Raw genomic sequence first — 23,693 nt, forward strand, 5'->3', positions numbered from 1 at the left:
TCCATGTTTAATGGTTTGGCTCAACAGCGTTTCTATAAGCGTCCATTAGCATGGCCAATTTAGCGAATTGTGGCCCAACAGCGGATTTCACCATGTAGCCTGCCACATTATTGTCATACGCTCGCGCTCGGTCGTTATCATCATTTGAAGTAGTAAGAATGAAAACGATGCAGTCTTGAAGGACTGGGTCTTCACGTATGTACTCTAAAAACTCAAAACCATTCATGACTGGCATATTTAAGTCTAGTAGTACCAAATAGGGTGCTGCTAATGTTCTGCTTGGATGGCGTTTTTCTAATATTTCTATCGCTGTCTTACCGTGTTCTGCATAAACCAAGCTGATATCGGGATCCACTTTTTTTAGGCTGCGAGTAATGGATTCAGCTGCAACATCATCGTCTTCAACAATAAGTACGTTTAGGTGTTCAATCATGGGTATCCTTCCTCAAAAATCGTGGCCACCATACATGGAATGTGACGCCTCTTTGTGGCGTATTTGCTTCAACGCTAATACGGCCACCGTGTGTTTCAACTAAGCGCCGACTAACAGATAGGCCTATACCAGTGCCACTGCGCTCGTTGGATGTTACTGTTTGAAATAAACGAAAAATGCGTGAGAAAGCCGCTTCTGGAATACCGGGTCCATCATCCGATATCGAGAAATGACAAAGATTATTTTCAGCAACACAGTGAATAAATATATTGCCGGTGTCCCGATCATGGTGTTTGATCGCGTTACTAATTAGGTTGCGAATGACCGTTTCTAACGGTGTCGATGTGGAAGTGAGATGTTTTAATTTGATATCTCTAGTAACGGTTATGCCTTTTGGAATAGGGATTAATTCGAATATACCATCTAGAAGCTTGTTGACGTCGATTTGTTGTGTATTTGACTCGACTTTACCTGCTTTAGCATAAGTTAATAAATTGTCTATTAACTGTTCCATGCGCTCAATTCGAACCTCTATTCTGTCGAGGTTTCGTTTGACATCCGGAATAAGGCCAGAGTCTAAATCTTCTTTTATCCACTCTAATAAATCTGCAATACCTCGAAGTGGTGAGCGCAAATCATGAGAAGCCACATAGGTGAATTCTTCTAAGTTAGTATTTGTCTCTTTAAGATCTTGTTCCATACGTTTACGTTTGGTGATGTCCAGCAGAGAAACCAATACCATGTTATTGCCTGTTTCGTCTTCAAACGGGCTGAGGCCTATTTCAACTGGGAATTCTCGCCCATCTTTATGCAGTGCTGTTAGGTCGCGACCCACGCCCATCATTCTTGGTGTTGGCGTCTGGTGAAAAGTGTCGCGCAATTTACCGTGGTATTCGCGGTAGCGATGGGGTAAAAGCATATCCATTGACTGATTGATTAGCTCTTCAGCGGAATAACCAAAAGCTTGGCAAAGAGCGCTGTTTGTAAGTTGAATTATTCCACCAGCATCCACCGCTAGAATGCCATGAGGAGCGCTTTCAATAGAGCGTTGAAACATATTGTTAGCGCGTTGTCTTGCGGTTAAATCGATCAAGGTGGCTAATACAAAAGTGTGTCCGTTTTGCTGTATTGGGTTAAGCCCAATTTCTATTGGGATATGTTCACCATTTTTCTTGCGAGCGTATAAGGCTTGTCCTAACCCCATTTGACGCTTACGCGGTTGCGCAAAAAAATGCTGTATAAAGTTTTTGTGCTTATCTCTGAATTCTTCAGGCAGCAACATATCAATATCAGCATTAAGCAGCTCTTCTTGGGAGTAGCCGAGAATATCAATAAGAGAGTCGTTAACGAATAGGATTCGTGTGTCGGCATTGACGACCATGGCCCCCATAGGTAAGTAAGTGACTAATTGTTTTAAAAAAAACTCATCCCTTGACGGGCTATTAGGTAGGTCAATTCTGCTATCTTCAACTTCAGTATGATCCATCATATATTCCATATATCAAGAAGGCGCTCTATATATTGATAGACTAGAAATGACAGAACAGCAATTAGGTAAATATTGCTTTTTGTAAATATGGGAGGGTCTTAGGTGAGGGGAGGAAACTTTGGTAGGAATGGAATGCACGGCGAAGGACAGAACATTCGCATAGTGCTCTCTTATTAATGGCAAGAGAGCACTACAAAAAAGGTTTACTAGTTACTAGTAGGCAGTTGTACAGGGTTAGTACTGAATAAGTAACCATCGAAATTAGGGTCTTGATGTTCTGACAACAGCATTAAGGTGTCTTTAACGTTTTCTAAATGTCGCCACATGGCCATACGAGCCGCATCAGGCTTCTTTTGTTGAATCGCAAGCAGAATATTCTCGTGATCAATAAGCCATTTTTTTCGGTAAGCCTGATCAATGATGTGGGAGTGAAGTTGTTTCCACATGGGGCTATTTTCACGGCGTTCCCATAGAGTTTTGACAAGGTCGACCAAAACGCTATTTTGCGTTGCTTCGGCGATCGCCAAATGAAACAACTTATCAGCCTCATGATTTTTGTCGGCTGTGTCTATTGTCTGCTTTTCTAGCTCTAGTGCATCGCGCATTTTGAGAATGTCTTTCTTGGTTGCCTGGCTGGCTGCAAATTCTGCAACATGACTTTCAAGCAGTTGCCTTGCTTGCATCATTTCAAATGGGCCAACATCATCCTTGTCTAATGATTCTTCAAATCGATCGGTCGATTTAATGCTAGTGGGTTGCTTTAAAAGATAAACACCGCTGCCTTTACGAACTTCAACCACCTCCATCAGTTCAAGCATGATTAGTGCTTCACGAAGTAAGGTTCTGCTGACGCCTAATTGTTCGGCGATATCGCGTTCCGGTGGTAAACGGTCTCCGATCTGATATCTGCCTTTTCTAAGTTCCTCGTATAATTTAAGGCCTACCTCTTGGTAAAGGCGCTTTGGTTTTACAAGACTGTTTATCATGGCGTTCTACTTTAATTTTAATAATAGTGAGAGATCAGAGGTCGATAGACTAATGTACTAAAAAGAGGGAGCTTTAATAAGTAAGCGACTCTTATTAAGAGGTAACCCAATAAGAGTCGCTGGATTTTGCTTATTTGTCGAGTGCTTTTATTGCTTTCACATAAGATGAAATCGCAGGGTTCTCTGCTGCGGCTTCATGCATTGGAGCAACGGCTTTAATAAAGGCGTCTTTATCAGCTTGAAGAACTTCTACGCCCATTTTTTCAGCTTTTTTAAGCTCTTCTACCGTGTATTCCGCCCAAAGTGTCTTCATGAACGCTGTCGCGTCTTTACCCGCAGCGATTACGGCTGCTTTGTTATCATCAGACAATCCTTCCCAAGTGCTAGCGCTGATAACTAATACATCAGGAATCATAGCGTGTTCATCTTCGGTGTAATATTTCGCCACTTCACCATGACGGTAGGTCGTTACAGCGCCAATGTTGTTTTCGGCACCATCAACCACACGTTGTTGTAGTGCAGTGTACAGCTCACCAAATGGTAGTGGGGTTGGAGATGCACCCATTAATTCCATCATTTTAATCGCGCTAGGGCTTGGCTGAACGCGAATTTTCATGCCTTTCAAATCGGCTGGTGTTCGAACAGGCTTAGTTGTGTAGAAGTTACGAGAACCTGCATCAAAATACGCTACGCCGACAAAACCGTATTTTTCAGAAGAGCGCAGGATTTTTTGGCCAATGTCTTCACTTTCAAGTGCGCGATAAAAGTGTTCACGATCTCTAAAGATGTAAGGGATGTTGAAAGCGCCGTAACCTGGGTCAAATGACTCAAGTTCACTGGCGTTTGATTTCGCCATGTCGAGCGCGCCACTTTGAAGTAATTCTAGAGACTCACGTTGTGTACCTAATTGTCCATTTGGGTAAACACGAACTTTCAAATCACCATCTGTCTTTTCTTTTACTTCATCAGCGAAGAATTTAAGAGCTTTATGGACAGGGGATTTTGTGTCGCCGTTATGACTAAGTTTTAGAGTTTGAGCGAAACTCATAGAAGAGGCACCCATCAAGCCGCCAATGATGACTGCTGTAGCAAGGTGTAACTTAGTTTTTTTGATATTTAACATTTTGTAAATCTCCGTTTTGATATTTTTATAATGTTTTAGATTATCAAAGTGTGTTGTTTCGAGTTCGAATAATTGCACGCAAGTTGATTTTGGTCAACCAATCTGTCTGATTAGTTGACCAAATTTGATGTTTGGTTCAATATGTCGTTGGTTAATAGGCGCTGTTTTGCGCTTTTAGTCTCTTTTGGGGGTAGTAAATGGCGAAATTCATTCATGTGGTCGACCGCATATTATCGACAATTTGTATCACTTTGATGGTGGTATTGGTGTCGTGTGTGGTGTGGCAAGTGTTCTCTCGATATGTTCTTGGTGCGCCAAGTACATCAACCGATGAGATTGCTAGGTTCTTGTTTATTTGGGTTGCTTTGTTAGGTGCAGCTTTCACATTAGGGCAGAAAAAGCATCTGGCGATGGACTTTGTTTTGCTGATGTTGGATGGCAATAAAAAAGCCACCTTGCAATTGGTCATTACATTAATTGGTGTGTTTTTCGCGGCTGTAATTATGGTGTATGGCGGCGGATCATTGATGATGAAAACGTTGAATGTTGGTCAAGTCTCTCCTGTTTTAGGGCTGCAAATGGGCTGGGTTTATTCCGCAATTCCAATCAGTGGCGTATTCATGATCTTGTATTTGGTAAGAGATTTGGTCACACCAAGCCAAGATTAAAATAACTTACATGTTAAAGAATTCCGCTGTTTTCTAGCGTCTTAGCGGTCTAAAAAATTCTGATAATAAGGATAAAAAACGTGGAATGGTTAATTGCACTTGTTTTATTTGGTAGTTTTTTTGGAATGCTGGTACTTGGTGTACCCATTTCTTTTTCCATTGCGATTGCTTCGCTGCTGTCTATTATGGTTTCTCTGCCGTTTGATGCGGCCTTATCTGTTGTTTCGCAAAAAATTGCGTCAGGCATGGACAGTTTTACTTTGCTGGCGATCCCGTTTTTCATTCTCGCTGGTAATATAATGAACCGTGGCGGGCTGGCATTAAGATTGATTGAATTTTCTAAGTTGTTAGCTGGGCGTTTACCAGGTTCTTTAGGCCATGTGAATGTGATTGCTAATATGCTGTTTGGCTCGATTTCTGGTTCTGCCGTTGCGGCGGCTGCTGCGGTGGGCGGTACTATGGCGCCATTGCAGAAAAAGAGTGGCTACGACCCTGTATTTTCCACAGCAGTAAACATATCTTCTAGCCCCGCAGGCCTATTGATTCCACCTAGTAATGCTTTAATTGTTTACTCCCTGATTTCTGGTGGTACCTCGATTAGTGCTTTGTTCTTAGGCGGCTATTTGCCTGGCATATTAATGGGCGCGTGTGTGATGTTGGCCGTTGCTGTCGTGTCTAAAAAGAAAAACTACCCAGTTTCTGAACCAGTTTCTATGACCGAAGCTGGACGTATTACGCTTCGAGCTTTGCCTAGCCTAGGACTTATTGTGGTCATCATGGGCGGTATTATCGGTGGTGTTTTTACAGCCACAGAAGCGTCTGCTGTCGCGGTTGTGTACTCGCTATTGCTAGCCTTGATTTATCGTGAAGTGACAATTAAGGATATGCCGAGCATTATTCTAGGCTCCATCATGACTGCTTCTATGATCATGTTATTGATCGGGGCGTCTATGGCAATGGCTTGGGCAATGGCAAACGGTGACATCCCTTATGCTGTAAGTGATGTGCTTCTGGCTCTTTCTGATAACCCTATTATTATCTTGTTGATTATTAACTTAATTTTGCTTGTTGTCGGTATCTTTATGGATATGACACCAGCGTTGTTAATCTTCACACCTATTTTCTTACCTATTGCGCAAGAGCTTGGTATCGATCCAGTTCACTTCGGCATCATCATCACATTTAACTTATGTATTGGTATTTGTACTCCTCCAGTCGGCAGCGCCTTGTTTGTTGGTTGCTCTGTAAGTGGCGTCAAAATTGACCAAGTGATTAAGCCGTTGTTGCCTATCTTTGGTTTACTTTTATTGGCGTTGTTGGCAGTGACTTTCATTCCAGAAATTAGCCTGTTTTTACCGTCTCTTTTACTTGGGTACTAGTTTAGAAGCGTGCGAATTTTAACGATATTTGGAGATATGTATTTATGAAGCCAATTAAGAATTGGAAGCTTCTAGGTGTTGAAGGCAATCGTGTAGACGTCCAGTGTGACGATCGCCATGTGCTGCATTTTTTCGTTCTAGAATCTAACGTGATTCGTGTTTTACTAAAAAAGAACGCTACATTGCAGCTTGAAAGCAGCTGGTGTGTTTCTCCTAATGATAGCGAAACAGGCTGGGAAGGGCGCGACCGTATGAGTACGGAAGGCTTTACTTGTCCAGAATTTAACGTGTCAGAGCAGGGGGATCAGCTAAGCATTGCTTCCGACGCTCTTCGCGTTACTCTATCGAAGCCACTAAAGCTTACATGGGAATATGCCGACGCGACTGGCGAATGGCATTATCTTGCAGCAGACCGCCAAAGCGGTGCCTATATGCTGGGCGTGCAAAGTAACGATATCCATCATTATATGGCTCGTGATTTGTCTGAAAAATATTATGGATTGGGTGAGAAGGCTGGTGATTTGAATCGTCATGGTTCTCGATACCAAATGCGTAATATTGATGCGATGGGTTACGATGCGAAAAATACCGACCCTTTGTATAAACATATTCCGTTCTACATTACGAAAACCGAGCAAGCGAGTTTTGGTATTTTCTACGATAACTTATCAACCAGCTGGTTTGATTTGGGTAACGAGCTTGATAACTATCATGGCTATTACCGCAGTTATCACGCTGATGAAGGCGACCTCGATTTCTACTTCATGTACGGTGAAAAAGTCTTAGATGTGACCAAAACCTATGTCAACCTAACAGGTCGTACCATCTTTGGCCCTAAGTGGAGCCTTGGTTACAGTGGTTCCACCATGCTTTATACGGATGCGGAAAACGCTCAAGAGCAGTTAGGCGACTTTATTAAGCATTGTGATAATCACAACATGCCATGCGATTCTTTTCAGCTTTCGTCTGGTTATACCTCAATTGGTAATAAGCGCTACGTATTTAACTGGAACACCAGCAAGGTACCAAACCCACTTAAATTGAGTGAAGACTTCCATAAGGCGGGTCTTAAACTAGCGGCCAATATCAAGCCTTGTTTGCTGCAAGATCACCCGCGCTTTGATGAAGTCGCGTCGCAGAATTTATTCATTCAAGACTCTGAATTCGACGCCCCTGAGTCTTCACAATTTTGGGATGATTCAGGGTCACACTTGGACTTCACTAACCCAAAAACCATTCAATGGTGGAAAACAAATGTTACCGAGCAGCTGCTTGAAAAGGGCATTGATTCTACTTGGAATGATAACAACGAATACGAAGTGTGGGACAGCAATGCTCGTTGTGTTGGCTTTGGTAAACAAACACCAATCAAGTTAATTCGTCCGCTACAACCTTTGCTAATGATGCGTGCCTCTTTCGAAGCACAAACGGAATTCGCACCAAGCCTGCGCCCATATTTGATCTCGCGATCCGGTTGCCCAGGCATGCAGCGCTACGTGCAAACATGGAGTGGTGACAACCGTACTAACTGGCAAACTTTGCGGTACAACACTCGCATGGGGGTTGGTATGAACCTTTCTGGTTTGTATAACATGGGCCATGACGTGGGTGGGTTCTCTGGCGATCGTCCAGATCCTGAATTGTTCGTACGCTGGGTTCAAAATGGTGTCATGCATCCTCGTTTCACTATTCATTCTTGGAACGATGATAAAACGGTTAACGAGCCTTGGATGTATCCAGAGGTGACGCCAATTATTCGTGAAGCCATGGCGCTTCGTTACCGCTTGATGCCTTATTTGTATAACCTGCTTTGGCAAGCACACAAGCACCACGAACCTATGCTACGTGCGACTTTCTTAGATCACGAAGGCGATGCTCGTACTTATGAAGAGTGCGATGACTTTTTGCTAGGTCAAGATCTATTGGTTGCCTCTGTGGTGGAGCAGGGACAACGAACTCGTCCTGTTTATTTGCCTGATAATGGTGAAGGTTGGTATGACTTCCATCGCAAGACTTGGTATGCCGGCGGACAAGACATTAGGTTACCTGCCGCATTAGAAGAAATTCCGCTACTTGCTCGTGCCGGTAGTGTGATTCCTACCAGCAGTCGTATTGCTCATGTGGACGCAGAAAAAGACACACAACGCCAGTTCCTTGTTTTCCCATTCAAAGGTGCAGGGCAGCGCAACGTATCAGTGTTTGATGACGACGGCCTAAGCAACGGTTACCTAGATGGCAAGTATCTGATGCTAAACATGACATTAACATCGGATCTAGAGCGTATTGATTTGGCCGTATCAAGTGAGGGTGAATGGCAACCAGCTTACAGCGAAGTGAGCTTTGTTCTGCCTAGCAATGAGTTACGCCCTTTCTACGTCAATGGCAAGCGAGTGCAAGCATCTCAAACTGTTGCCCTAAACGAACTAGCTTAAGCCGAGGAATGACATGAAAAACTTTATGACAGAAGATTTTTTGCTTACAACGGAAACGGCCAAGCGTCTTTATCATGACTACGCGGCTGAGCAACCAATCTACGATTACCATTGCCATCTAAGCCCTCAAGAGATTGCTGAGAATCGCCGTTTTAGCGACCTTGGCGAGATCTGGTTGGAAGGTGACCATTACAAGTGGCGCGCTATGCGCGCCGCAGGTATGGAAGAGCGTTTAATCACCGGAGACGCTAGCTTTAAAGAAAAATACCAAGCTTGGTCTAAAACTGTCCCTCAGTGCATAGGCAATCCAATTTACCATTGGACTCACCTAGAGTTGCGCCGTCCATTTGGCGTCACAGATGTGCTGTTTTCTCCAAAAACAGCCGACGCTATTTGGGAGCAGTGCAATGATATGTTGCAGCAACCAGAGTTTTTCGCACGTGGCATTATGCAGCAAATGAATGTGAAAATGGTTGGCACCACGGATGACCCAGCGGATAGCCTTGAACACCATAAGTTTATCGCTAACGACAGCAGTTTTGACATTGCTGTGACGCCAAGCTGGCGACCTGATCGCGCTTTTAAAGTCGATCATGTTGGCTTCAAAGATTACTTAAACAAACTGGGTAAAGCTGCCGACATAAACATTGTTCGCTTTAAAGATCTGATTGATGCCTTAGCGCAACGTCTAGAAGTATTTGATGCTCATGGTTGTCGTAGTGCCGATCACGGTATTGAAATCATGCGCTTTGCTAACGAACCAAGCGAAGCTGAATTGGATTCTATTCTATCCAAACGCGTTAATGAGCAACCGCTAACCGAACTTGAAATAGCGCAATTTTCCAGCGCCGTTCAAGTGTGGTTAGGCAAGCAATACGCTAAAAAAGGCTGGGTGATGCAGTTGCACATTGGTGCGCGCCGAAACAATTCATCCAGAATGTTCAAACTGGTTGGTGGTGATTCTGGTTTTGACTCTATGGATGATCGCGCTTACGCAGAGCCATTGTCTGGATTCTTGAATGCTTTAGATCAGACTGATGAACTACCAAAAACCATCCTTTACTGCTTGAATCCAATTCATAATGAAATGCTGGCAACCATGGCGGGTAACTTCCAAGGTGGCGGCATTGCAGGCAAGGTGCAATTTGGTTCTGGCTGGTGGTTTAACGATCAACTGGATGGCATGCAGCGCCAGCTTACCAGTGTGGCTCAAATGGGCTTGTTGAGCCAATTTGTCGGTATGCTAACCGACTCTCGTAGCTTTTTGTCCTATACCCGTCATGAGTATTTCCGTCGTTTGTTGTGCGACATGATTGGTGGTTGGGTTGAGCGTGGTGAGGCTCCTGCAGATATGGCGCTATTAAGTGGCATGGTGGAAGGAATTTGTTCTGAAAACGCTAAGAAGTACTTTGGCTTCCAGAATTAATCTCGTAAGGCTGCGCTATTTTATCGTTACAACCTAAGGAACCATCATGATTAGCATAAAAACAACAAATACCTTATATGCGCCAGACAAGGTAGATGTTGGCATTGTTCATATTGGATTGGGGGCTTTTCATCGTGCCCATCAAGCAGTTTATATCGAAAAAAATCTTAATCGTCACCAAGGTGGTGATTGGGGAATTTGTGCCGTTAATATTCGCTCGAATACCCAGTTGGTTGATCAGCTGAAAGCCAATAATTGTCGATATCATATTGCCGAATATCAGGATAGTCAGAATGTCGAGTTGCGAGAAGTCAACGCGATTCGTGACGCTTTATTTGCGGGCACTGATAAAGAACCTTTGTTTGAAAAACTGGTGTCGCCAAAGACCAAGATCGTCACTTTAACCGTGACCGAGAAGGGCTATTACTTGGCGCCAGCCGATAAAACATTGCGTCTAGATGATCCAAGTATTCAGCATGACATACAGAATCCCACAGCACCGAAAACGGCGCCTGGAATTTTAGTTGAAGCCTTGTATCGCAGAAAAGAATCTGGCTTGCCAGCGTTTACTGTCTTGTCTTGTGACAATATGCCCAATAATGGCAGCTTGACCCGTCAAGCTGTGTGTGGATTAGCTGAGCACCGTTCTACTGAGTTCGCCCAATGGATTCAAGATAACGTTGCTTTCCCTAGCTCTATGGTTGACAGAATCGTACCAGCTATGTCGGACGCTTCTCGTGAACGCTTGCAGTCAGAACTGCAGTGTGACGATGAAAATGCCGTCATGTGTGAAGCCTTTAGCCAATGGGTTGTCGAAGACAACTTCCCACAAGGTCGCCCAGACTGGGAAGAAGATGGCGTACAAATGGTGGCAGATGTACATCCATTTGAAACTATGAAGCTTCGTCTGTTGAACGGGAGTCATTCTTTGTTGGCGTATGTTGGTTTAGCAGCCAAACATCAAACAGTTGCACAAGCGGTAGCGGATGAAAAATTCGCTAACTTAATTCGTCACTATATGAGTGTTGAAGCCTCGCCTACCTTGGATTTACCTGAAGAGGTGCAAGTACAGGCTTACATTGATAGTTTGATCAGCCGATTTGCCAATGACAGCCTGCAGCATCAGTTGTCACAAATAGCGATGGATGGATCACAGAAGATCCCGCAACGCTGGTTGAGTGGCGCAGAAGAACGCTTAGCTACCAGATCCAGTCTTGCTGCGACCGCATTAGGCGTGGCGGCGTGGTTGTTCTATGTACGTGGCGAAGACCTTGATGGCAATAAACATCAAGTTGATGACCCAATGGCACAGACATTAAGTGAGCTCCATGCTCGCTGTTCAGACCCAGAATCATTGGTACACGAAGCTCTAAAATTGAACGATATATTTTCAAATACACTCAGCCAAAACGAGGCATTCTCTGTTGCTGTGCTGAGCGCTTACAAAACACTTATTTCAAGTGGTGTTGTGGAATGTCTGTCATTCAATAACAACACTGCGAATTTCGGAGGATAAAATGGAACATACTTGGCGTTGGTTTGGACCAAACGATGAAACAACGTTGACGGATATTCGTCAAACAGGCGCGACGGGTGTTGTGACCGCGTTGCATGAAATTCCTAATGGTGACGTTTGGCCAGTAGAGGCGATCAGAGCTCGTAAGGAAATGATCGAATCGCATTCACTGCGCTGGTCTGTGGTAGAAAGTGTGCCAGTGCATGAAGACATTAAAAAGCGCACTGGTAACTACAAAGAGTACATTCAAAACTACAAGCAAACCCTGCTGAATTTGGCTGAATGTGGAATCGATACGGTATGTTACAACTTTATGCCAGTGTTGGATTGGACGCGTACGGATTTGGATTATGCATTGCCTGATGGCTCGCGTGCGTTGCGTTTCGATCAAACTGCGTTTGCGGCGTTTGAACTTTATATTCTAGAGCGTAAAGGGGCAGAATCTGAATACAGCGATGAAGAAAAAGCCCAAGCAAAAATCTTTATTGAAAACCTAAAAGAAGAAGATAAGAACCGTCTAGTGGCGAATATCATTGCAGGTCTTCCTGGTTCAGAAGAGAGCTACACTCTAGAGCAGTTTCGTTCTAAATTAGACGAATACGATGGTATCGACAAAGACAAACTTCGTGAACACTTGAAGCTTTTCTTGGAAGAAATTGTGCCAGCCGCAGAACAAGGCGGTTTACGTTTAGCGATTCATCCAGATGATCCACCACGTCCAATTCTTGGTTTACCACGCGTTGTCTCTGTCAAAGACGATATCGAATGGTTGCTTGGTGCAGTGCCAAGTCCTGTAAACGGTATTACTCTTTGTACTGGTTCTTATGGAGTTCGTGCTGATAACGACTTGGTCGACATGGTGCAACGCTTTGGCTCAAACATCTTCTTTACGCATTTAAGATCCACTAAACGTGAAGAAGTGGCAGGTAGCTTCCATGAAGCGTCCCACCTTGGTGGTGACGTAGACATGGTTGGCGTGGTTCGCGCGCTTCTTGTAGAAGAGAAAAAGCGTAACGACAACAACGCACCGAGCCTGATCCCAATGAGACCAGACCATGGTCATCAAATCCTGAATGACCTAGATAAAAACTCGAAACCGGGTTACTCGAAACTAGGCCGAATGAAAGGCTTGGCGGAAGTTCGTGGTTTAGAGTTAGGTCTTAAGAGTACGCTTTAATTTAAGCTGAATAGAATGGGTAAAAAAAGACCGAATAGTTTGCTATTCGGTCTTTTTGTTTTATCCAAGTTTTAACAAATTAATGCAAGGCAGCAGCAAGAATGGCTGACTGTAGGCTAGTTTATTCTATGGAAAGGACGCTTATAGTCGAGTCTGGTTGGTCTCTGTAACGTATCTTGGTCATCAGCTCCAGTGTAGAGATTGTCGTTCTTGATATAAATGATGTTGTGTTCTTCAGGGTAGAAGTGGGCGCCATCATATCGCATAGTGCGACTATCGACTTCGGTGACGATAGTGCCATCACTCAGCATAATGCCGTTTCCCAACGTGAATTTGCTAAATGATGTAGGATTCGGAGCCCCAGGTAAGGGGCTAGTGCAGCCAGCATCAAGGTAGTTTTTTATATCAGTGGTGAATTCGCTACGACTGAAGGATAACGTAACGATATCATAGTGCGCTTCACCGTCTACATGCCCGCATGACTTTCTCCAAGAGCCTTCAAGGTCACTGGTCGTCACGGTGGCGTTGTATACTTTTTCGGGGTCGTCAGGATTGTTTTCTGTGTCGTTACCTTCGCTCTCGGCATCTTCGATTTCTGTGACAGGGCTTTCGTCGCTGCCATTGAAATAATTCCCAATTTTGGTATAGCTTTCATTACCTACGCAGCCAGCCATGAGTACCGAAACTAGGTATACCAATACAAGCTTTTCCATAGCGTTTTTTCCTTACGATCTTGCCATTTCTAAATGGGAGGAAAATAGTCTCGCATAAGGCGAGCAGTAGTAACAAGCATTACACCTGCTCGCTTTTTAATCAAATTTCACTTTGTCTGTTTTGAGCAAAGCGGCACTGCTGGAGTTCACCAACTTGTCGTTCTTTCTTTCGATAAAGAAGACGTCTAAGTTTTCCTCTTTGGCGATTTTTGCGCCTTCCACTGGGCCAAGGCACAACATGGTGGTTGCCCATGCATCGCTTATTCTAGGGTCGGTGCCAAATACCGATGCCGAGACAAGGTCATGAGTGATTGGCTTGCCTGTGCTTGGGTTGATTATGTGCGAATACTCCACGCCATTATCGTCGAAGTGACGGTTATAAGTGCCTGATGTATCCAGTGTGACGCCATCTTCATTTTTGACCGTTATGACTTTATAAACTTTTGGACCACCTTCAGTAGAAGGGATTGGACTTTGAATGGCCACTCGCCATTTGTCGCCATTTGGCTTGTGTCCTTTGATTTTCATATCGCCACCAAATTGCACCATGTAATTATCGTAGCCTTTGGATTCTAATACATGACTTAACTTGCCAATGGTGTAACCTTCGCCCATAGAAGAAAAATCAAGCTGTAAGAAAGGACGCGTTTTACGCACGCGCATATTTTCTTCATCGATTTCAACTTTATCTATGCCTATTTCTGCTTTCAGAGCTGTGAGTTCTTCTGGTGTTGGCACATGAAGTTGGTCGGTTTTGAACCCCCATAGATCAAACAAAGGCCCAATAGTCGGGTCGTAACAACCTTCTGATTTCGCGTGTATGTCTTGGGCGATTTGAACCAGTTCGACAAAGTCTTGAGAAACAGGTTGCCAGGCCACAGAAGGGCTGCGGTTGAACTCGGAAATGAAAGAATCTGGACGATAAGTAGAAAGTTCTTTATCAATCTGGGCAAGAGTATCGTTAAATGCAGCTTGTACCTCTGTTACTGGAACCGCGTCTTCAGACCAAAAGCTGATTTGATAGGTTGTGCCTTGGGCATAGCCTTCAACCGTTTCCAGTTTTGGTGGCTCACTGCAACCCACTAAAAACGTTGTCATCAGAATAGTACTAAAGCCCGCAACCCTGGTTACATTAAAACCAGATTTTATCGAAGTAGACATGTGATTTAAGCCTTATGAAAAGTAAATTCAGTAAGTTTACCAGTGGATTATGATCAACTCTATCAACCAGCTTATCATCCACACTTATGTGCATTTTGTTGTTCTACTTTTGTTTTCAAAGTTCTGGAAGCAGGCCATTTCTAACCGCGCCGGGGGATATACCTGTCATTCGTTTGAAGGCTCGACTAAACGATGCTGTTGAGCTATAGCCAAGGCGATCTGCGATTTCGTCAAGATTCAGGTTGTCTTGGCTGATCCATTGGCTTGCGAGCCGCATGCGCAGATTGCCTAGATATTGCTGTGGTGTGGAATGGGTTAATTCGGTAAAGCGCTCAGCAAAGACAGAACGTGAAACGCCCATCTCACAAGCCATATCTGCTACCGACCATTGTCGACCTGGGTCATGGTGTAGGGCGGATAAAACCTGTGCCAATTTGGGGTCGCGCATGGCTTCAACCCAGCCGCACACATCGCATCCAACTTCTACCCAACGACGTAAAATCGCAGCGGCCACGACATCGGCAAGCCTTGTTAAAATGACGCTATATCCAGGTCGTTTTGCCTTTAGTTCTTTGGTCATGACATCAAGAATGGCCGGGATTTGAGGGTCATAATCGGGCACGGTTTCAATATGCATGACTTCGGGCTTCAAATGGGCTAATGGATGAAGCCAGCCTAAGTTGAACTCCATCGCACAACTGAAAATAAAGTTGTCTTTTGATCTACAGATTTCGGTATCACAAGCACGGATTTCAGAGGAGGCATCACACAGCGATACTTTTTCAAAGGCATCGATACTGACTAATGGCACGCCGTCTTCGCTATAAATATCGTGCGCTCCAGCGCAAGGCAACAATACAGCATCGCCACAGGCAAGCTCTTGTACTGCGCCACTCTTGGTTCGAAGTAATACTGAGCCTTGGCCGATAAAATGAAAGTACGCCAATTTTGTATCGGCTCCTTCTCCATATTTCAGGCCAAATGGCGCTGAAATTTCGATACGTCGGTATTCAAGGCCTTTAAGGCGAACACCGGACAGAAGCTCGTTTACCATGTCGTGTTGGGTTTTATTGGTGATGTTGTTTTGCGTGGAAAGTTGCATAGCGCTCCGGACGATATGGTATAAATTTAAGATATATTGGTATATATCGTCTGGCCTGTCCATATTATTCTGTGCATATTGTTCGATAGGCAATGTACAAACATTTATATCTAGAGGATTTTCAATGACGAATACCATAAATGAGCCGTCCATGCAGACAAAAGAAACACCTGCCTGGTGGGCTGTGATAGCGATGACGTTAGGTGTTTTTGGGTTGGTCACGGCAGAGTTTTTGCCTGCTAGCCTTCTTACTCCGATGGCGTCAGACCTTTCCATTACCGAAGGTATGGCTGGTCAAGCGGTTTCGGCTACTGCTATTTTGGCGGTGGTCGCCAGCCTTTTAACGGCTACTGTGACCCGCAGAATAGATCGTCGATACGTATTGCTGGGCTTCTCTGTGCTATTAATTATCTCAAGCGCTTTGGTTGCGCTTGCTCCAAATTTCTTCTTGCTGTTGGCCGGTAGGGTGTTACTTGGTATTGCACTGGGTGGTTTCTGGACCATGGCGGCCGCTGTCGTTATGCGCTTGGTTCCCGATAAAGACATTCCTCGTGCGTTGGCTATTATGTTTAGTGGGGTGTCGGCCGCGACGATTTTTGCGGCGCCGCTTGGCAGCTACCTCGGTGGTACTATTGGCTGGCGTAATGTCTTTTGGCTTGTTGCTTTACTAGGGGTTATGGTTCTTTTCGTCCAGCTTGCGACCTTACCGAAAATGCCTCCTCGTGGGCGAGCGACATTGGGTACATTGTTAGCAGTGATGAATCGACCTCGAATGAAGTTTGGCCTAATAATGCTGGTGCTTATTTTTACGGGGCACTTCGCTTTATTTACTTATGTCCGACCCTTTCTTGAAAACGTAACAGGCGTGGCTACGGCTGGTATTTCTGGCATCTTATTAGGTTTTGGCGTGGCGAACTTCATTGGGACTCACTTAGCCGGTGTGTTAATTGCGCGATCTCTGCGTCTTACTTTAACGCTTGCACCATTGATCATTGGCTTAGCAGGAATCGGGATGGTCAGCATTCAGGGCGCTATTGCTCCAACTGCTGTATTGGTAGCGATTTGGGGTATGGCGTTTGGTGGCGTGCCTGTCGGTTGGTCTACCTGGATTACACGTAGTGTACCGGACGAAGCTGAAAGTGGTGGTGGGCTTTTGGTTGCGGCTATTCAAGTAGGGATTGCAACCGGTGCTGCAGCGGGCGGATTGGTGTTTGATGCAAGTGGTGCTTTGGGGGTCTTTAGTATCGCTGCATTGATACTGTTGGCGGCTTCCTTGTTTGTCTCAATCGGCTTGAGGGTTAAGCCCTCTGCAGCCGCAAAAGCCATTTAATTCAAACATCTTCTATCTATTGGGCTATCGTTATAAGTCGACTTGAAAGTGTGTGTATTGCTAATAAATACGGAATAGACGGGGACGGGTTAAAATAAAAGTAAATTGTCACAAGGAACCGAGTAGCAAGTGCTCCTCGGTTCCTTTATCTTTTTGGATGTTAGTACTTTATCTATTAACCAAGATGTTTAGGGCAGACGCTAGTAACACTTAGCCGTTTTATTCTGGGCGACTAAGTCTTCATAAATTGGTAGGTTTTTACTTAAATTTGCCTGCAAATCTTTAATGCGAGTGGAGTTGGAAGGGTGAGTAGATAGCAGCTCCGGTGCTTTGCTTTCACCTCCTGCACTCATATTACGCCATAATTGAACGCTTTCTCGTGGATCAAAGCCCGCTTTTGCCATATAGCTTAGGCCAAGTAAATCTGCCTCAGACTCATGAGAGCGGCTAAAGGGTAAAATAATGCCTACTTGCGCTCCTATGCCTAGCGCTTGGAAGATGGCTATTTTTTCTGGCGACTCTTCACCACTCAATTGATACCCCAACGCCAAAGCTTGGCTTGTTGCCAACTGAGTCGACACGCGTTCGTTACCGTGGCGGGCAATAACATGGGCTAATTCATGACCGACCACAGCGGCTAATTGTGATTGGTTTTCTGCAACAGTCAAAAGTCCCGTATAAATACCAACTTTGTATCCAGGTAAGGCAAATGCATTCACTTGTTCATCGTTAAACAGCACCACTTCCCAGTCTTGGTTGCGATACTTTTCTGGCAACACCGCAATTAATGAATCTGCCACACATTGAACTTGCTCGCGCAATTTAGCATCAGATGAAGCCGGTATTTCTTTCTTCATTTCCGTGAAAGATTGAACGCCCATCTCATTCATCTGGCTATCAGGCAGCACGGCAAACTGTTTGCGCCCTGTTGGTGATGAACTACAACCGACCATCACAGCCAAAGCCGCCGCCATCGCTATCTTTAAAGAAACCTTCTTAAACACCATTATAAAACCGCCTTCTTTGTAATGGACTGTTTGATATGCCTGCCATTATAGAGAAGGGGTTTTATTATAAGCAACTGGGGCTAGTGTGGTTTGTTCGTCTTATCCTTTATTTTGACTTACTACACTCTCTGTACCAAAATATACCAACTATTGGTACAGAAGGAGGAAGGAATGCCTAAAAATACAAGCATTAGTTTAGGTAGTCATTTTGATCAGTTTATTGCACAGCAAATAGCAGATGGGCGATACGCCTCCGCTAGTGAAGTCATCCGTGCTGGATTGCGTAAACTTGAAGATGATGATCAAAAACTTAAAGCACTGCAAAGCTTAATACAAGAAGGTGTTGCTAGTGGCACTGCCGAATACAGCTATGAAGGCTTGATGAAAGAGCTTGATGACGAATTGGGTAAATGAATTTGTTTACTTTGTCGAACGCGGCACGTGCCGACATTAAGAAAATAGCTACCTATACACAGAAAGTATGGGGTTCAGACAAGCGTAGAACTTACATCAAAGAATTAGATGCAACGATGCTTTTTTTAGCAGATAACCCTATATCAGGTACGCAATGTGACTATATAGCTTCAGGCTTACGGAAACACCAACATCAAAGCCATACTATATTTTATGAAATTCAAAGGGACTCAATCTTTATTGTTCGGGTACTTCATAAAAGCATGGATGTCGAGTCGAAGTTTTGAGGTTGCTGGCCGAATAACAGTAGGTATAGTGATTATATAAAGGTCGGGAATACTAAGCATTCGAATGGAACCAAAGGATGAAATCCACAAATCCTTGGCACTTCTATCAAAAATCATTGTCTATTCACCACCATGTGTATTTTTCCTTTATGATAGTCGCCATTAGAATTTGAATTAAACTTGGAAACAGAGAATATGAGTAACACGCCCGAACACAAGCCACGTCCAATGGTGGATCTTATTGTTAGTGTCATTTTGCCATCTTTTATTTTGATGAAGTTAAGTGGTGAAGATAAGCTAGGTACGACTGGCGGTTTAATCGCAGCGTTGGCGTTTCCCCTAGGCTGGGGGATTTATGAGTTAGTTAAGTACAGGAAGTTCAACTTCATTGCCTTGTTGGGTTTGTTCAGTGTGTTGCTGACAGGCAGTATTGGCTTGTTCGAGTTAGACAATAAATGGCTGGCGATTAAAGAAGCAGCGATTCCTGCGGTTATTGGGGTGGCCGTTTTGATCTCGACATTTACACCGTATCCTTTGGTGCGAGCGATGTTCTTTAACGCTGCGATCATGGACGTTGAAACCATTAAGCAAAAGCTTGAAGAAAACAACAGTACAGAAATGTTTGAAAAGCGATTAATGAAAGCCACGTATTTCATTGCAGGCTCTTTTGCCTTTTCTGCGACAATGAATTATGTCTTGGCGAAATGGATCGTTACCAGTCCAGCAGGAACGGAAGCCTTTAACGAAGAACTGGGGCAGATGACCTTATACAGCTACCCAATGATCGCTATTCCATCCATGATCATGCTAATGGCGATATTTTATTACCTATGGCGCAGCATCCAAAAAGCCACAGGATTGAAGCTAGAAGACTTAATCGTTAAAAAATAATCCCTTCACAGACATCTTCCAAACACATTTAGTGGCTCACACACCTTTTTATTCAAAACGCTATGGATCTGAAAAGCGTTTAATAAAGAGGTGTTTGCCCTCTAAATCCTCTCTTAAGTCCCTTACCCAGTACTTAATGACTCTTTCTTTAAAATGGGTTTGAAAGCGACGCAATAACCTAGTCGGTTTTAGTGTTGCTCTAGTCGTTTCCAGCTAGTTCTCCTACTAGCCGAAAAATTACACTGAGTTCATTGCTTAATAGCCCTAAAGGACAGAACAATGAACGCAGCAGAGTTACATGATAAGTCTATTATTATTGACGGTTTGATTTGTGCGAAGTGGAACCGTGAGCTATTTGAAGACATGGCGAAAGGTAAGCTGACCGCAGCGAATTGTACTGTGTCGTTCTGGGAAAACTTTGAAGGCACGGTGCGCAATGTTGTCGAGATGAATCAATTGATCGAAGCCAACAGTGATTTGCTAACCAAAGTCTACACGACAAAAGACATTCACCGAGCGAAAGCTGAAGGTAAAACAGGTGTAATGATGGGCTTTCAAAACGCTCATGCATTTGAAGACCAAATTGGTTACGTACAAATCTTTAAAGACCTTGGCGTTGGTATTGTGCAGATGTGCTACAACACACAAAACTTGGTTGGTACGGGTTGTTACGAACGTGACGGCGGTTTGTCTGGTTACGGCCGTGAAATTGTCGCGGAAATGAACCGTGTTGGTATGTTGTGTGACCTATCTCATGTTGGTCCAAATACTGCGAAAGAAGTCATCATCGAATCCAAACAACCCGTTGCCTATTCACACTGCCTTCCAGCAGGTTTGAAAGAGCATCCACGTAACCGTACAGACGAAGAATTGAAGTTCATTGCTGATAATGGCGGTTTTGTTGGTGTCACCATGTTTGCTCCTTTCTTAAAAGCCGGCATCAATGCAACAGTCGATGATTATGTAGAAGCCATTCAATACATCTACAACATCGTTGGTGAAGATGCGATCGGTATTGGCACTGACTTTACTCAAGGTCACGGCTACGATTTCTTCGAATACCTAACTCACGATAAAGGCTATGCCCGTCGCTTGACTCGCTTTGGTGAGATCATCAATCCACTGGGTATGCGTACTGTAGGTGATTTCCCGAATTTGACCGAGGCGCTGTTGAAGCATGGCTTCAGCGAGCGTCAGGTACAGAAGATTATGGGTGAAAACTGGGTAAATCTATTAAAAGAAGTTTGGGGCGAATAAAGCTACAGCGCTCGTAACGCTTTGCAGGGTTTGGTTATAACACAAAGAATTTAAGGAATTAGATATGACTGTTCATGCACCAGAGATGCCTATAGAAGTTGATAGCGAAACCGGAGTTTGGAGTACAGATGCACTTCCAATGCTGTATGTACCTCGCCACTTTTTTGTGAACAACCACATGGGAATCGAAGATGAAATCGGCGAAGAACGTTACGCTGAGATTCTTTATAAGGCGGGTTATAAGTCAGCTTATTACTGGTGTGAGCAGGAATCAGCTTGCCACGGTATTTATGGCGAAGAGATCTGGCACCACTACTTGAGACGTTTGTCGCAACGTGGTTGGGGCTTCTTTATTACAGAAGAGTTGGATGTTGAAAAAGGCACTGCGAAAGTGCGTTTAGAGAATTCCGCTTTTGTTTATCACTACGAAAAAATTCACGGTAAAAAAGTGAATCGTAAAGTGGATTACATGTTCACAGGTTGGTTTGCTGGGGCGCTAGATCAAATTGCAGAAAGCAATGGATTGGCGGTTCGCACCAAGGCGATTCAGACTCAAAGCGCAGCAGAAGAAGGCTGTGATGTTGGGTATTTCCAAGTGTCACCACTTTAGAATCTTTTTAACCTAAACCACGAAGATGCGATTGCCACGGGCAGGTGGTGATCGTAATCAGTAAAAGTTACACGTCGTTTTCAAGAAGGCAGGATGTTATGTCCCAGTATGATGCGTTGTTCGAACCACTAAATATTAATAAATTAACCATCCGCAATCGTATTGTCAGTACGGCTCATGCTGAGGTATATGCTACTGATGGCGGCATGACAACAGACCGTTACGTGAAATATTACGAAGAAAAAGCCAAAGGTGGCTGTGGTCTGTGTATATGTGGTGGTTCTAGTGTGGTGTCTATTGACAGCCCGCAAAGCTGGTGGAGTTCGGTCAATCTTTCGACAGATCGCATCATTCCTCATTTCCAAAATCTTGCTGATGCGGTTCATAAGCATGGTGGCAAGATTATGATCCAGATTTCTCACATGGGTCGTCGTTCTCGCTGGGATGGTGAAAACTGGCCTAACCTAATGTCTCCTTCTGGTATTCGTGAACCAGTTCACCGTGCAACTTGTAAAACCATTGAAGTTGAAGAAATGTGGCGTGTTATTGGTGATTTTGCTCAAGCAGCTCGCCGTGCCAAAGAAGGTGGATTGGATGGTGTAGAACTGTCTGCTGTTCACCAACACATGATTGACCAATTTTGGTCGCCACGTGTAAACAAGCGTACCGATGAATGGGGCGGAACGTTTGAAGGCCGTATGAAGTTTGGCATGGAAGTGCTTAAAGCTGTTCGTGCTGAAGTGGGTCCTGACTTTGTCGTTGGTATGCGTATCACGGGTGATGAGTTCCATCCTGATGGCTTGGGCCATGAAGAAATGAAGAAAATTGCCCAATACTACGATGCGACAGGCATGGTGGATTACTTTGGTGTGGTTGGTTCTGGTTGTGATACTCACAATACTTTGGCCAACGTTATTCCAAATATGAGCTATCCGCCTGAGCCGTTTTTATATTTGGCTGCTGGCATCAAAGAAGTCGTTAATGTTCCAGTAATCCATGCGCAAAATATCAAAGATCCGAACCAAGCGAAGCGTATTCTTGAAGCAGGTTATGTCGATTTTGTTGGTATGACTCGTGCTCATATTGCTGATCCGCACTTTATTGCCAAAATCAAGATGGATCAGGTTGATCAGATTCGTCAGTGTGTGGGTGCAAACTACTGTATCGACCGTCAGTACCAAGGTTTGGACGTGTTGTGTATCCAGAATGCGGCAACATCTCGTGAGTACATGGGCTTGCCACATGTTATCGAAAAAACAACGGGTGTCATTCGTAATGTGCTCGTTGTCGGTGGCGGCCCTGGCGGTCTTGAAGCGGCACGTGTTGCAGCGGAACGTGGTCATAAAGTGACTTTGCTTGAGAAAGCAAGTGAGCTAGGTGGTCAGTTAGTCTATGCGGCCAAAGCGCCTCAGCGTGATCAAATTGCGGGTATTACTCGTTGGTTAGTGATGGAAGTGGAGCGCCTAGGCGTTGACGTACGTCTAAATACGTCAGCGGATGAAGCCATGGTTAAAGAGTTGAACCCAGATGTATGTATCTTGGCGACTGGTGGTCGTCCATTTATCGAACAGAATGAAGAGTGGGGCGCTGCTGAAGGTTTGGTTGTTTCTTCTTGGGATATTCTGAGTGGTGCGGTTGAACCAGGCAAAAATGTCTTGGTATACGACACTATTTGTGAATTCTCAGGTATGTCTGCAGCCGATTATTTGGCGTCTAAAGGCTCTTTGGTTGAATTGGTGACTGACGATATTAAACCTGGTGTTGGTGTTGGCGGTACGACGTTCCCAACTTACTACCGTTCTTTGTACGAGCGTGAAGTTATCATGACGTCCGATATGCTGTTAGACAAAGTATATCGTGAAGGCAACAGCTTAGTGGCTGTGCTTGAAAATGAGTACACTGCACAGAAAGAAGAACGTGTGGTTGATCAAGTCGTGATTGAGAACGGTACGCGTCCAAACGAAGAGTTGTACTACGCACTAAAATCAAGTTCTCGTAATAAAGGCCAAATTGATAACGAAGCTTTGTTTGATATTAAGCCTCAGCCAGTGCTTGAAGGTGGATCAGATGAGGGCATGATCTTGTGGCGTCTCGGAGACTGTGTCTCTCAGCGTAACGTTCATGCTGCTATGTATGATGCTCTTCGCCTTTGCAAAGACTTGTAGGGGAGCGATTACTGCGCTCGTAAATACCTGGTTAAAAATGAACTCGAAATGTTCTTTTATTGTTACTAGCTGAGCTTTCTTGTTCATTTTTGCCTTGTCTTTACTGGGTTCGTTAAATCGCTAATGC

At 44.3% G+C, this 23,693-nt stretch carries 21 protein-coding genes; 13 read left to right on the plus strand and 8 right to left on the minus strand.

The features are described 5' to 3' along the window. Positions 1 to 7 precede the first annotated feature (7 nt). The 4 genes from C1X04_RS06870 to C1X04_RS06885 all read right to left on the minus strand — a co-directional run bounded on the left by C1X04_RS06870 (position 8) and on the right by C1X04_RS06885 (position 4,031). Positions 8 to 433: a response regulator gene (locus C1X04_RS06870; RefSeq protein WP_110571793.1), complete on the minus strand. Its 426-nt coding sequence runs from the start codon at positions 431 to 433 to the stop codon at positions 8 to 10. Beyond that, entirely contained in the window at positions 426 to 1,919 is a 1,494-nt protein-coding gene (locus C1X04_RS06875; RefSeq protein WP_137169508.1) for a PAS domain S-box protein, read from the minus strand. The genes C1X04_RS06870 and C1X04_RS06875 overlap by 8 nt, the downstream gene beginning before the upstream one ends. A 209-nt stretch (positions 1,920 to 2,128) precedes the next feature. After that, on the minus strand, positions 2,129 to 2,908 hold the full coding sequence (locus C1X04_RS06880; protein WP_110571795.1) for an FCD domain-containing protein: 780 nt from the start codon (positions 2,906 to 2,908) through the stop codon (positions 2,129 to 2,131). 130 nt (positions 2,909 to 3,038) lie between these two features. After that, on the minus strand, positions 3,039 to 4,031 hold the full coding sequence (locus tag C1X04_RS06885) for a TRAP transporter substrate-binding protein (protein WP_110571796.1): 993 nt from the start codon (positions 4,029 to 4,031) through the stop codon (positions 3,039 to 3,041). Positions 4,032 to 4,228: 197 nt separating this feature from the next. Here C1X04_RS06885 and C1X04_RS06890 point away from each other — a divergent pair, with 197 nt between their 5' ends. The 6 genes from C1X04_RS06890 to uxuA all read left to right on the plus strand — a co-directional run bounded on the left by C1X04_RS06890 (position 4,229) and on the right by uxuA (position 12,629). Then, a complete protein-coding gene (locus tag C1X04_RS06890) occupies positions 4,229 to 4,699 on the plus strand; it encodes a TRAP transporter small permease (RefSeq protein WP_137169509.1) in 471 nt (156 codons plus the stop codon). A gap of 80 nt (positions 4,700 to 4,779) precedes the next feature. Then, a complete protein-coding gene (locus tag C1X04_RS06895; RefSeq protein WP_110571798.1) occupies positions 4,780 to 6,078 on the plus strand; it encodes a TRAP transporter large permease in 1,299 nt (432 codons plus the stop codon). Between the two features lie 44 nt (positions 6,079 to 6,122). Then, positions 6,123 to 8,510: a TIM-barrel domain-containing protein gene (locus tag C1X04_RS06900; RefSeq protein ID WP_110571799.1), complete on the plus strand. Its 2,388-nt coding sequence runs from the start codon at positions 6,123 to 6,125 to the stop codon at positions 8,508 to 8,510. Between the two features lie 25 nt (positions 8,511 to 8,535). Next, on the plus strand, positions 8,536 to 9,936 hold the full coding sequence (uxaC, locus tag C1X04_RS06905) for a glucuronate isomerase (protein ID WP_254682355.1): 1,401 nt from the start codon (positions 8,536 to 8,538) through the stop codon (positions 9,934 to 9,936). A 46-nt stretch (positions 9,937 to 9,982) separates the two neighbouring features. Beyond that, positions 9,983 to 11,452, plus strand: a complete 1,470-nt coding sequence (locus C1X04_RS06910; protein ID WP_110571801.1) for a mannitol dehydrogenase family protein — start codon at positions 9,983 to 9,985, stop codon at positions 11,450 to 11,452. A gap of 1 nt (position 11,453) precedes the next feature. After that, positions 11,454 to 12,629, plus strand: a complete 1,176-nt coding sequence (uxuA, locus tag C1X04_RS06915; protein ID WP_137169510.1) for a mannonate dehydratase — start codon at positions 11,454 to 11,456, stop codon at positions 12,627 to 12,629. A gap of 116 nt (positions 12,630 to 12,745) precedes the next feature. Here the strand turns inward: uxuA and C1X04_RS06920 are convergent, their stop codons facing one another. The 3 genes from C1X04_RS06920 to C1X04_RS06930 form a co-directional block, all read right to left on the minus strand. Beyond that, on the minus strand, positions 12,746 to 13,342 hold the full coding sequence (locus C1X04_RS06920) for a hypothetical protein (protein ID WP_137169511.1): 597 nt from the start codon (positions 13,340 to 13,342) through the stop codon (positions 12,746 to 12,748). A 96-nt stretch (positions 13,343 to 13,438) separates the two neighbouring features. Next, a complete protein-coding gene (locus C1X04_RS06925; RefSeq protein ID WP_110571804.1) occupies positions 13,439 to 14,503 on the minus strand; it encodes an FAD:protein FMN transferase in 1,065 nt (354 codons plus the stop codon). Between the two features lie 115 nt (positions 14,504 to 14,618). Continuing rightward, complete coding sequence (locus C1X04_RS06930; RefSeq protein WP_110572805.1) at positions 14,619 to 15,605, minus strand: AraC family transcriptional regulator; 987 nt, start codon at positions 15,603 to 15,605, stop codon at positions 14,619 to 14,621. Between the two features lie 124 nt (positions 15,606 to 15,729). Between C1X04_RS06930 and C1X04_RS06935 the strand changes: the two genes are divergently transcribed. Next, positions 15,730 to 16,935 carry an MFS transporter gene (locus C1X04_RS06935; RefSeq protein ID WP_110571805.1) on the plus strand — a complete coding sequence of 402 codons (1,206 nt, stop codon included), beginning with the start codon at positions 15,730 to 15,732 and terminating at the stop codon, positions 16,933 to 16,935. Positions 16,936 to 17,135: 200 nt separating this feature from the next. On the opposite strand, the gene C1X04_RS06940 is transcribed toward C1X04_RS06935, so the two are convergent. Next, positions 17,136 to 17,942, minus strand: a complete 807-nt coding sequence (locus tag C1X04_RS06940) for a M48 family metallopeptidase (protein WP_110571806.1) — start codon at positions 17,940 to 17,942, stop codon at positions 17,136 to 17,138. A gap of 171 nt (positions 17,943 to 18,113) precedes the next feature. Here C1X04_RS06940 and C1X04_RS06945 point away from each other — a divergent pair, with 171 nt between their 5' ends. The 6 genes from C1X04_RS06945 (at position 18,114) to dgcA (ending at position 23,566) form a co-directional block, all read left to right on the plus strand. Beyond that, the gene (locus C1X04_RS06945; RefSeq protein WP_110571807.1) at positions 18,114 to 18,356 is read left to right on the plus strand and encodes a type II toxin-antitoxin system ParD family antitoxin; all 243 of its coding nucleotides are present in this window, start codon (positions 18,114 to 18,116) and stop codon (positions 18,354 to 18,356) included. Next, positions 18,353 to 18,643, plus strand: a complete 291-nt coding sequence (locus C1X04_RS18860) for a type II toxin-antitoxin system RelE/ParE family toxin (protein WP_137169512.1) — start codon at positions 18,353 to 18,355, stop codon at positions 18,641 to 18,643. Before C1X04_RS06945 ends, C1X04_RS18860 begins: the two co-directional genes overlap by 4 nt. Positions 18,644 to 18,838: 195 nt before the next feature. Continuing rightward, positions 18,839 to 19,534, plus strand: coding sequence for a VC0807 family protein (locus tag C1X04_RS06955; protein ID WP_110571809.1), 696 nt, complete (start codon positions 18,839 to 18,841; stop codon positions 19,532 to 19,534). Between the two features lie 279 nt (positions 19,535 to 19,813). Continuing rightward, positions 19,814 to 20,791 carry a dipeptidase gene (locus C1X04_RS06960; protein ID WP_110571810.1) on the plus strand — a complete coding sequence of 326 codons (978 nt, stop codon included), beginning with the start codon at positions 19,814 to 19,816 and terminating at the stop codon, positions 20,789 to 20,791. Positions 20,792 to 20,855: 64 nt separating this feature from the next. Further along, on the plus strand, positions 20,856 to 21,401 hold the full coding sequence (locus C1X04_RS06965; RefSeq protein ID WP_137169513.1) for a DUF5943 domain-containing protein: 546 nt from the start codon (positions 20,856 to 20,858) through the stop codon (positions 21,399 to 21,401). 98 nt (positions 21,402 to 21,499) lie between these two features. Beyond that, on the plus strand, positions 21,500 to 23,566 hold the full coding sequence (gene dgcA, locus C1X04_RS06970; RefSeq protein ID WP_110571812.1) for a dimethylglycine demethylation protein DgcA: 2,067 nt from the start codon (positions 21,500 to 21,502) through the stop codon (positions 23,564 to 23,566). Positions 23,567 to 23,693 lie beyond the last annotated feature (127 nt).

Origin of the sequence: Marinomonas sp. FW-1 (assembly GCF_005222245.1) — a bacterium.
Taxonomy (GTDB): Bacteria; Pseudomonadota; Gammaproteobacteria; order Pseudomonadales; family Marinomonadaceae; genus Marinomonas; species Marinomonas alcarazii.

Coding starts and splice junctions, on each gene's coding strand:
- C1X04_RS06945 (WP_110571807.1), top strand. CDS start 18,114: ATGCCTAAAAATACAAGCATTAGTTTAGGTAGTCATTTTGATCAGTTT.
- C1X04_RS18860 (WP_137169512.1), top strand. CDS start 18,353: ATGAATTTGTTTACTTTGTCGAACGCGGCACGTGCCGACATTAAGAAA.
- C1X04_RS06960 (WP_110571810.1), top strand. CDS start 19,814: ATGAACGCAGCAGAGTTACATGATAAGTCTATTATTATTGACGGTTTG.
- C1X04_RS06870 (WP_110571793.1), bottom strand. CDS start 433: ATGATTGAACACCTAAACGTACTTATTGTTGAAGACGATGATGTTGCA.
- C1X04_RS06930 (WP_110572805.1), bottom strand. CDS start 15,605: ATGCAACTTTCCACGCAAAACAACATCACCAATAAAACCCAACACGAC.
- C1X04_RS06965 (WP_137169513.1), top strand. CDS start 20,856: ATGACTGTTCATGCACCAGAGATGCCTATAGAAGTTGATAGCGAAACC.
- C1X04_RS06955 (WP_110571809.1), top strand. CDS start 18,839: ATGAGTAACACGCCCGAACACAAGCCACGTCCAATGGTGGATCTTATT.
- uxaC (WP_254682355.1), top strand. CDS start 8,536: ATGACAGAAGATTTTTTGCTTACAACGGAAACGGCCAAGCGTCTTTAT.
- C1X04_RS06925 (WP_110571804.1), bottom strand. CDS start 14,503: ATGTCTACTTCGATAAAATCTGGTTTTAATGTAACCAGGGTTGCGGGC.
- C1X04_RS06880 (WP_110571795.1), bottom strand. CDS start 2,908: ATGATAAACAGTCTTGTAAAACCAAAGCGCCTTTACCAAGAGGTAGGC.
- C1X04_RS06940 (WP_110571806.1), bottom strand. CDS start 17,942: ATGGTGTTTAAGAAGGTTTCTTTAAAGATAGCGATGGCGGCGGCTTTG.
- dgcA (WP_110571812.1), top strand. CDS start 21,500: ATGTCCCAGTATGATGCGTTGTTCGAACCACTAAATATTAATAAATTA.
- C1X04_RS06890 (WP_137169509.1), top strand. CDS start 4,229: ATGGCGAAATTCATTCATGTGGTCGACCGCATATTATCGACAATTTGT.
- uxuA (WP_137169510.1), top strand. CDS start 11,454: ATGGAACATACTTGGCGTTGGTTTGGACCAAACGATGAAACAACGTTG.
- C1X04_RS06935 (WP_110571805.1), top strand. CDS start 15,730: ATGACGAATACCATAAATGAGCCGTCCATGCAGACAAAAGAAACACCT.
- C1X04_RS06900 (WP_110571799.1), top strand. CDS start 6,123: ATGAAGCCAATTAAGAATTGGAAGCTTCTAGGTGTTGAAGGCAATCGT.
- C1X04_RS06920 (WP_137169511.1), bottom strand. CDS start 13,342: ATGGAAAAGCTTGTATTGGTATACCTAGTTTCGGTACTCATGGCTGGC.
- C1X04_RS06885 (WP_110571796.1), bottom strand. CDS start 4,031: ATGTTAAATATCAAAAAAACTAAGTTACACCTTGCTACAGCAGTCATC.
- C1X04_RS06910 (WP_110571801.1), top strand. CDS start 9,983: ATGATTAGCATAAAAACAACAAATACCTTATATGCGCCAGACAAGGTA.
- C1X04_RS06875 (WP_137169508.1), bottom strand. CDS start 1,919: ATGGATCATACTGAAGTTGAAGATAGCAGAATTGACCTACCTAATAGC.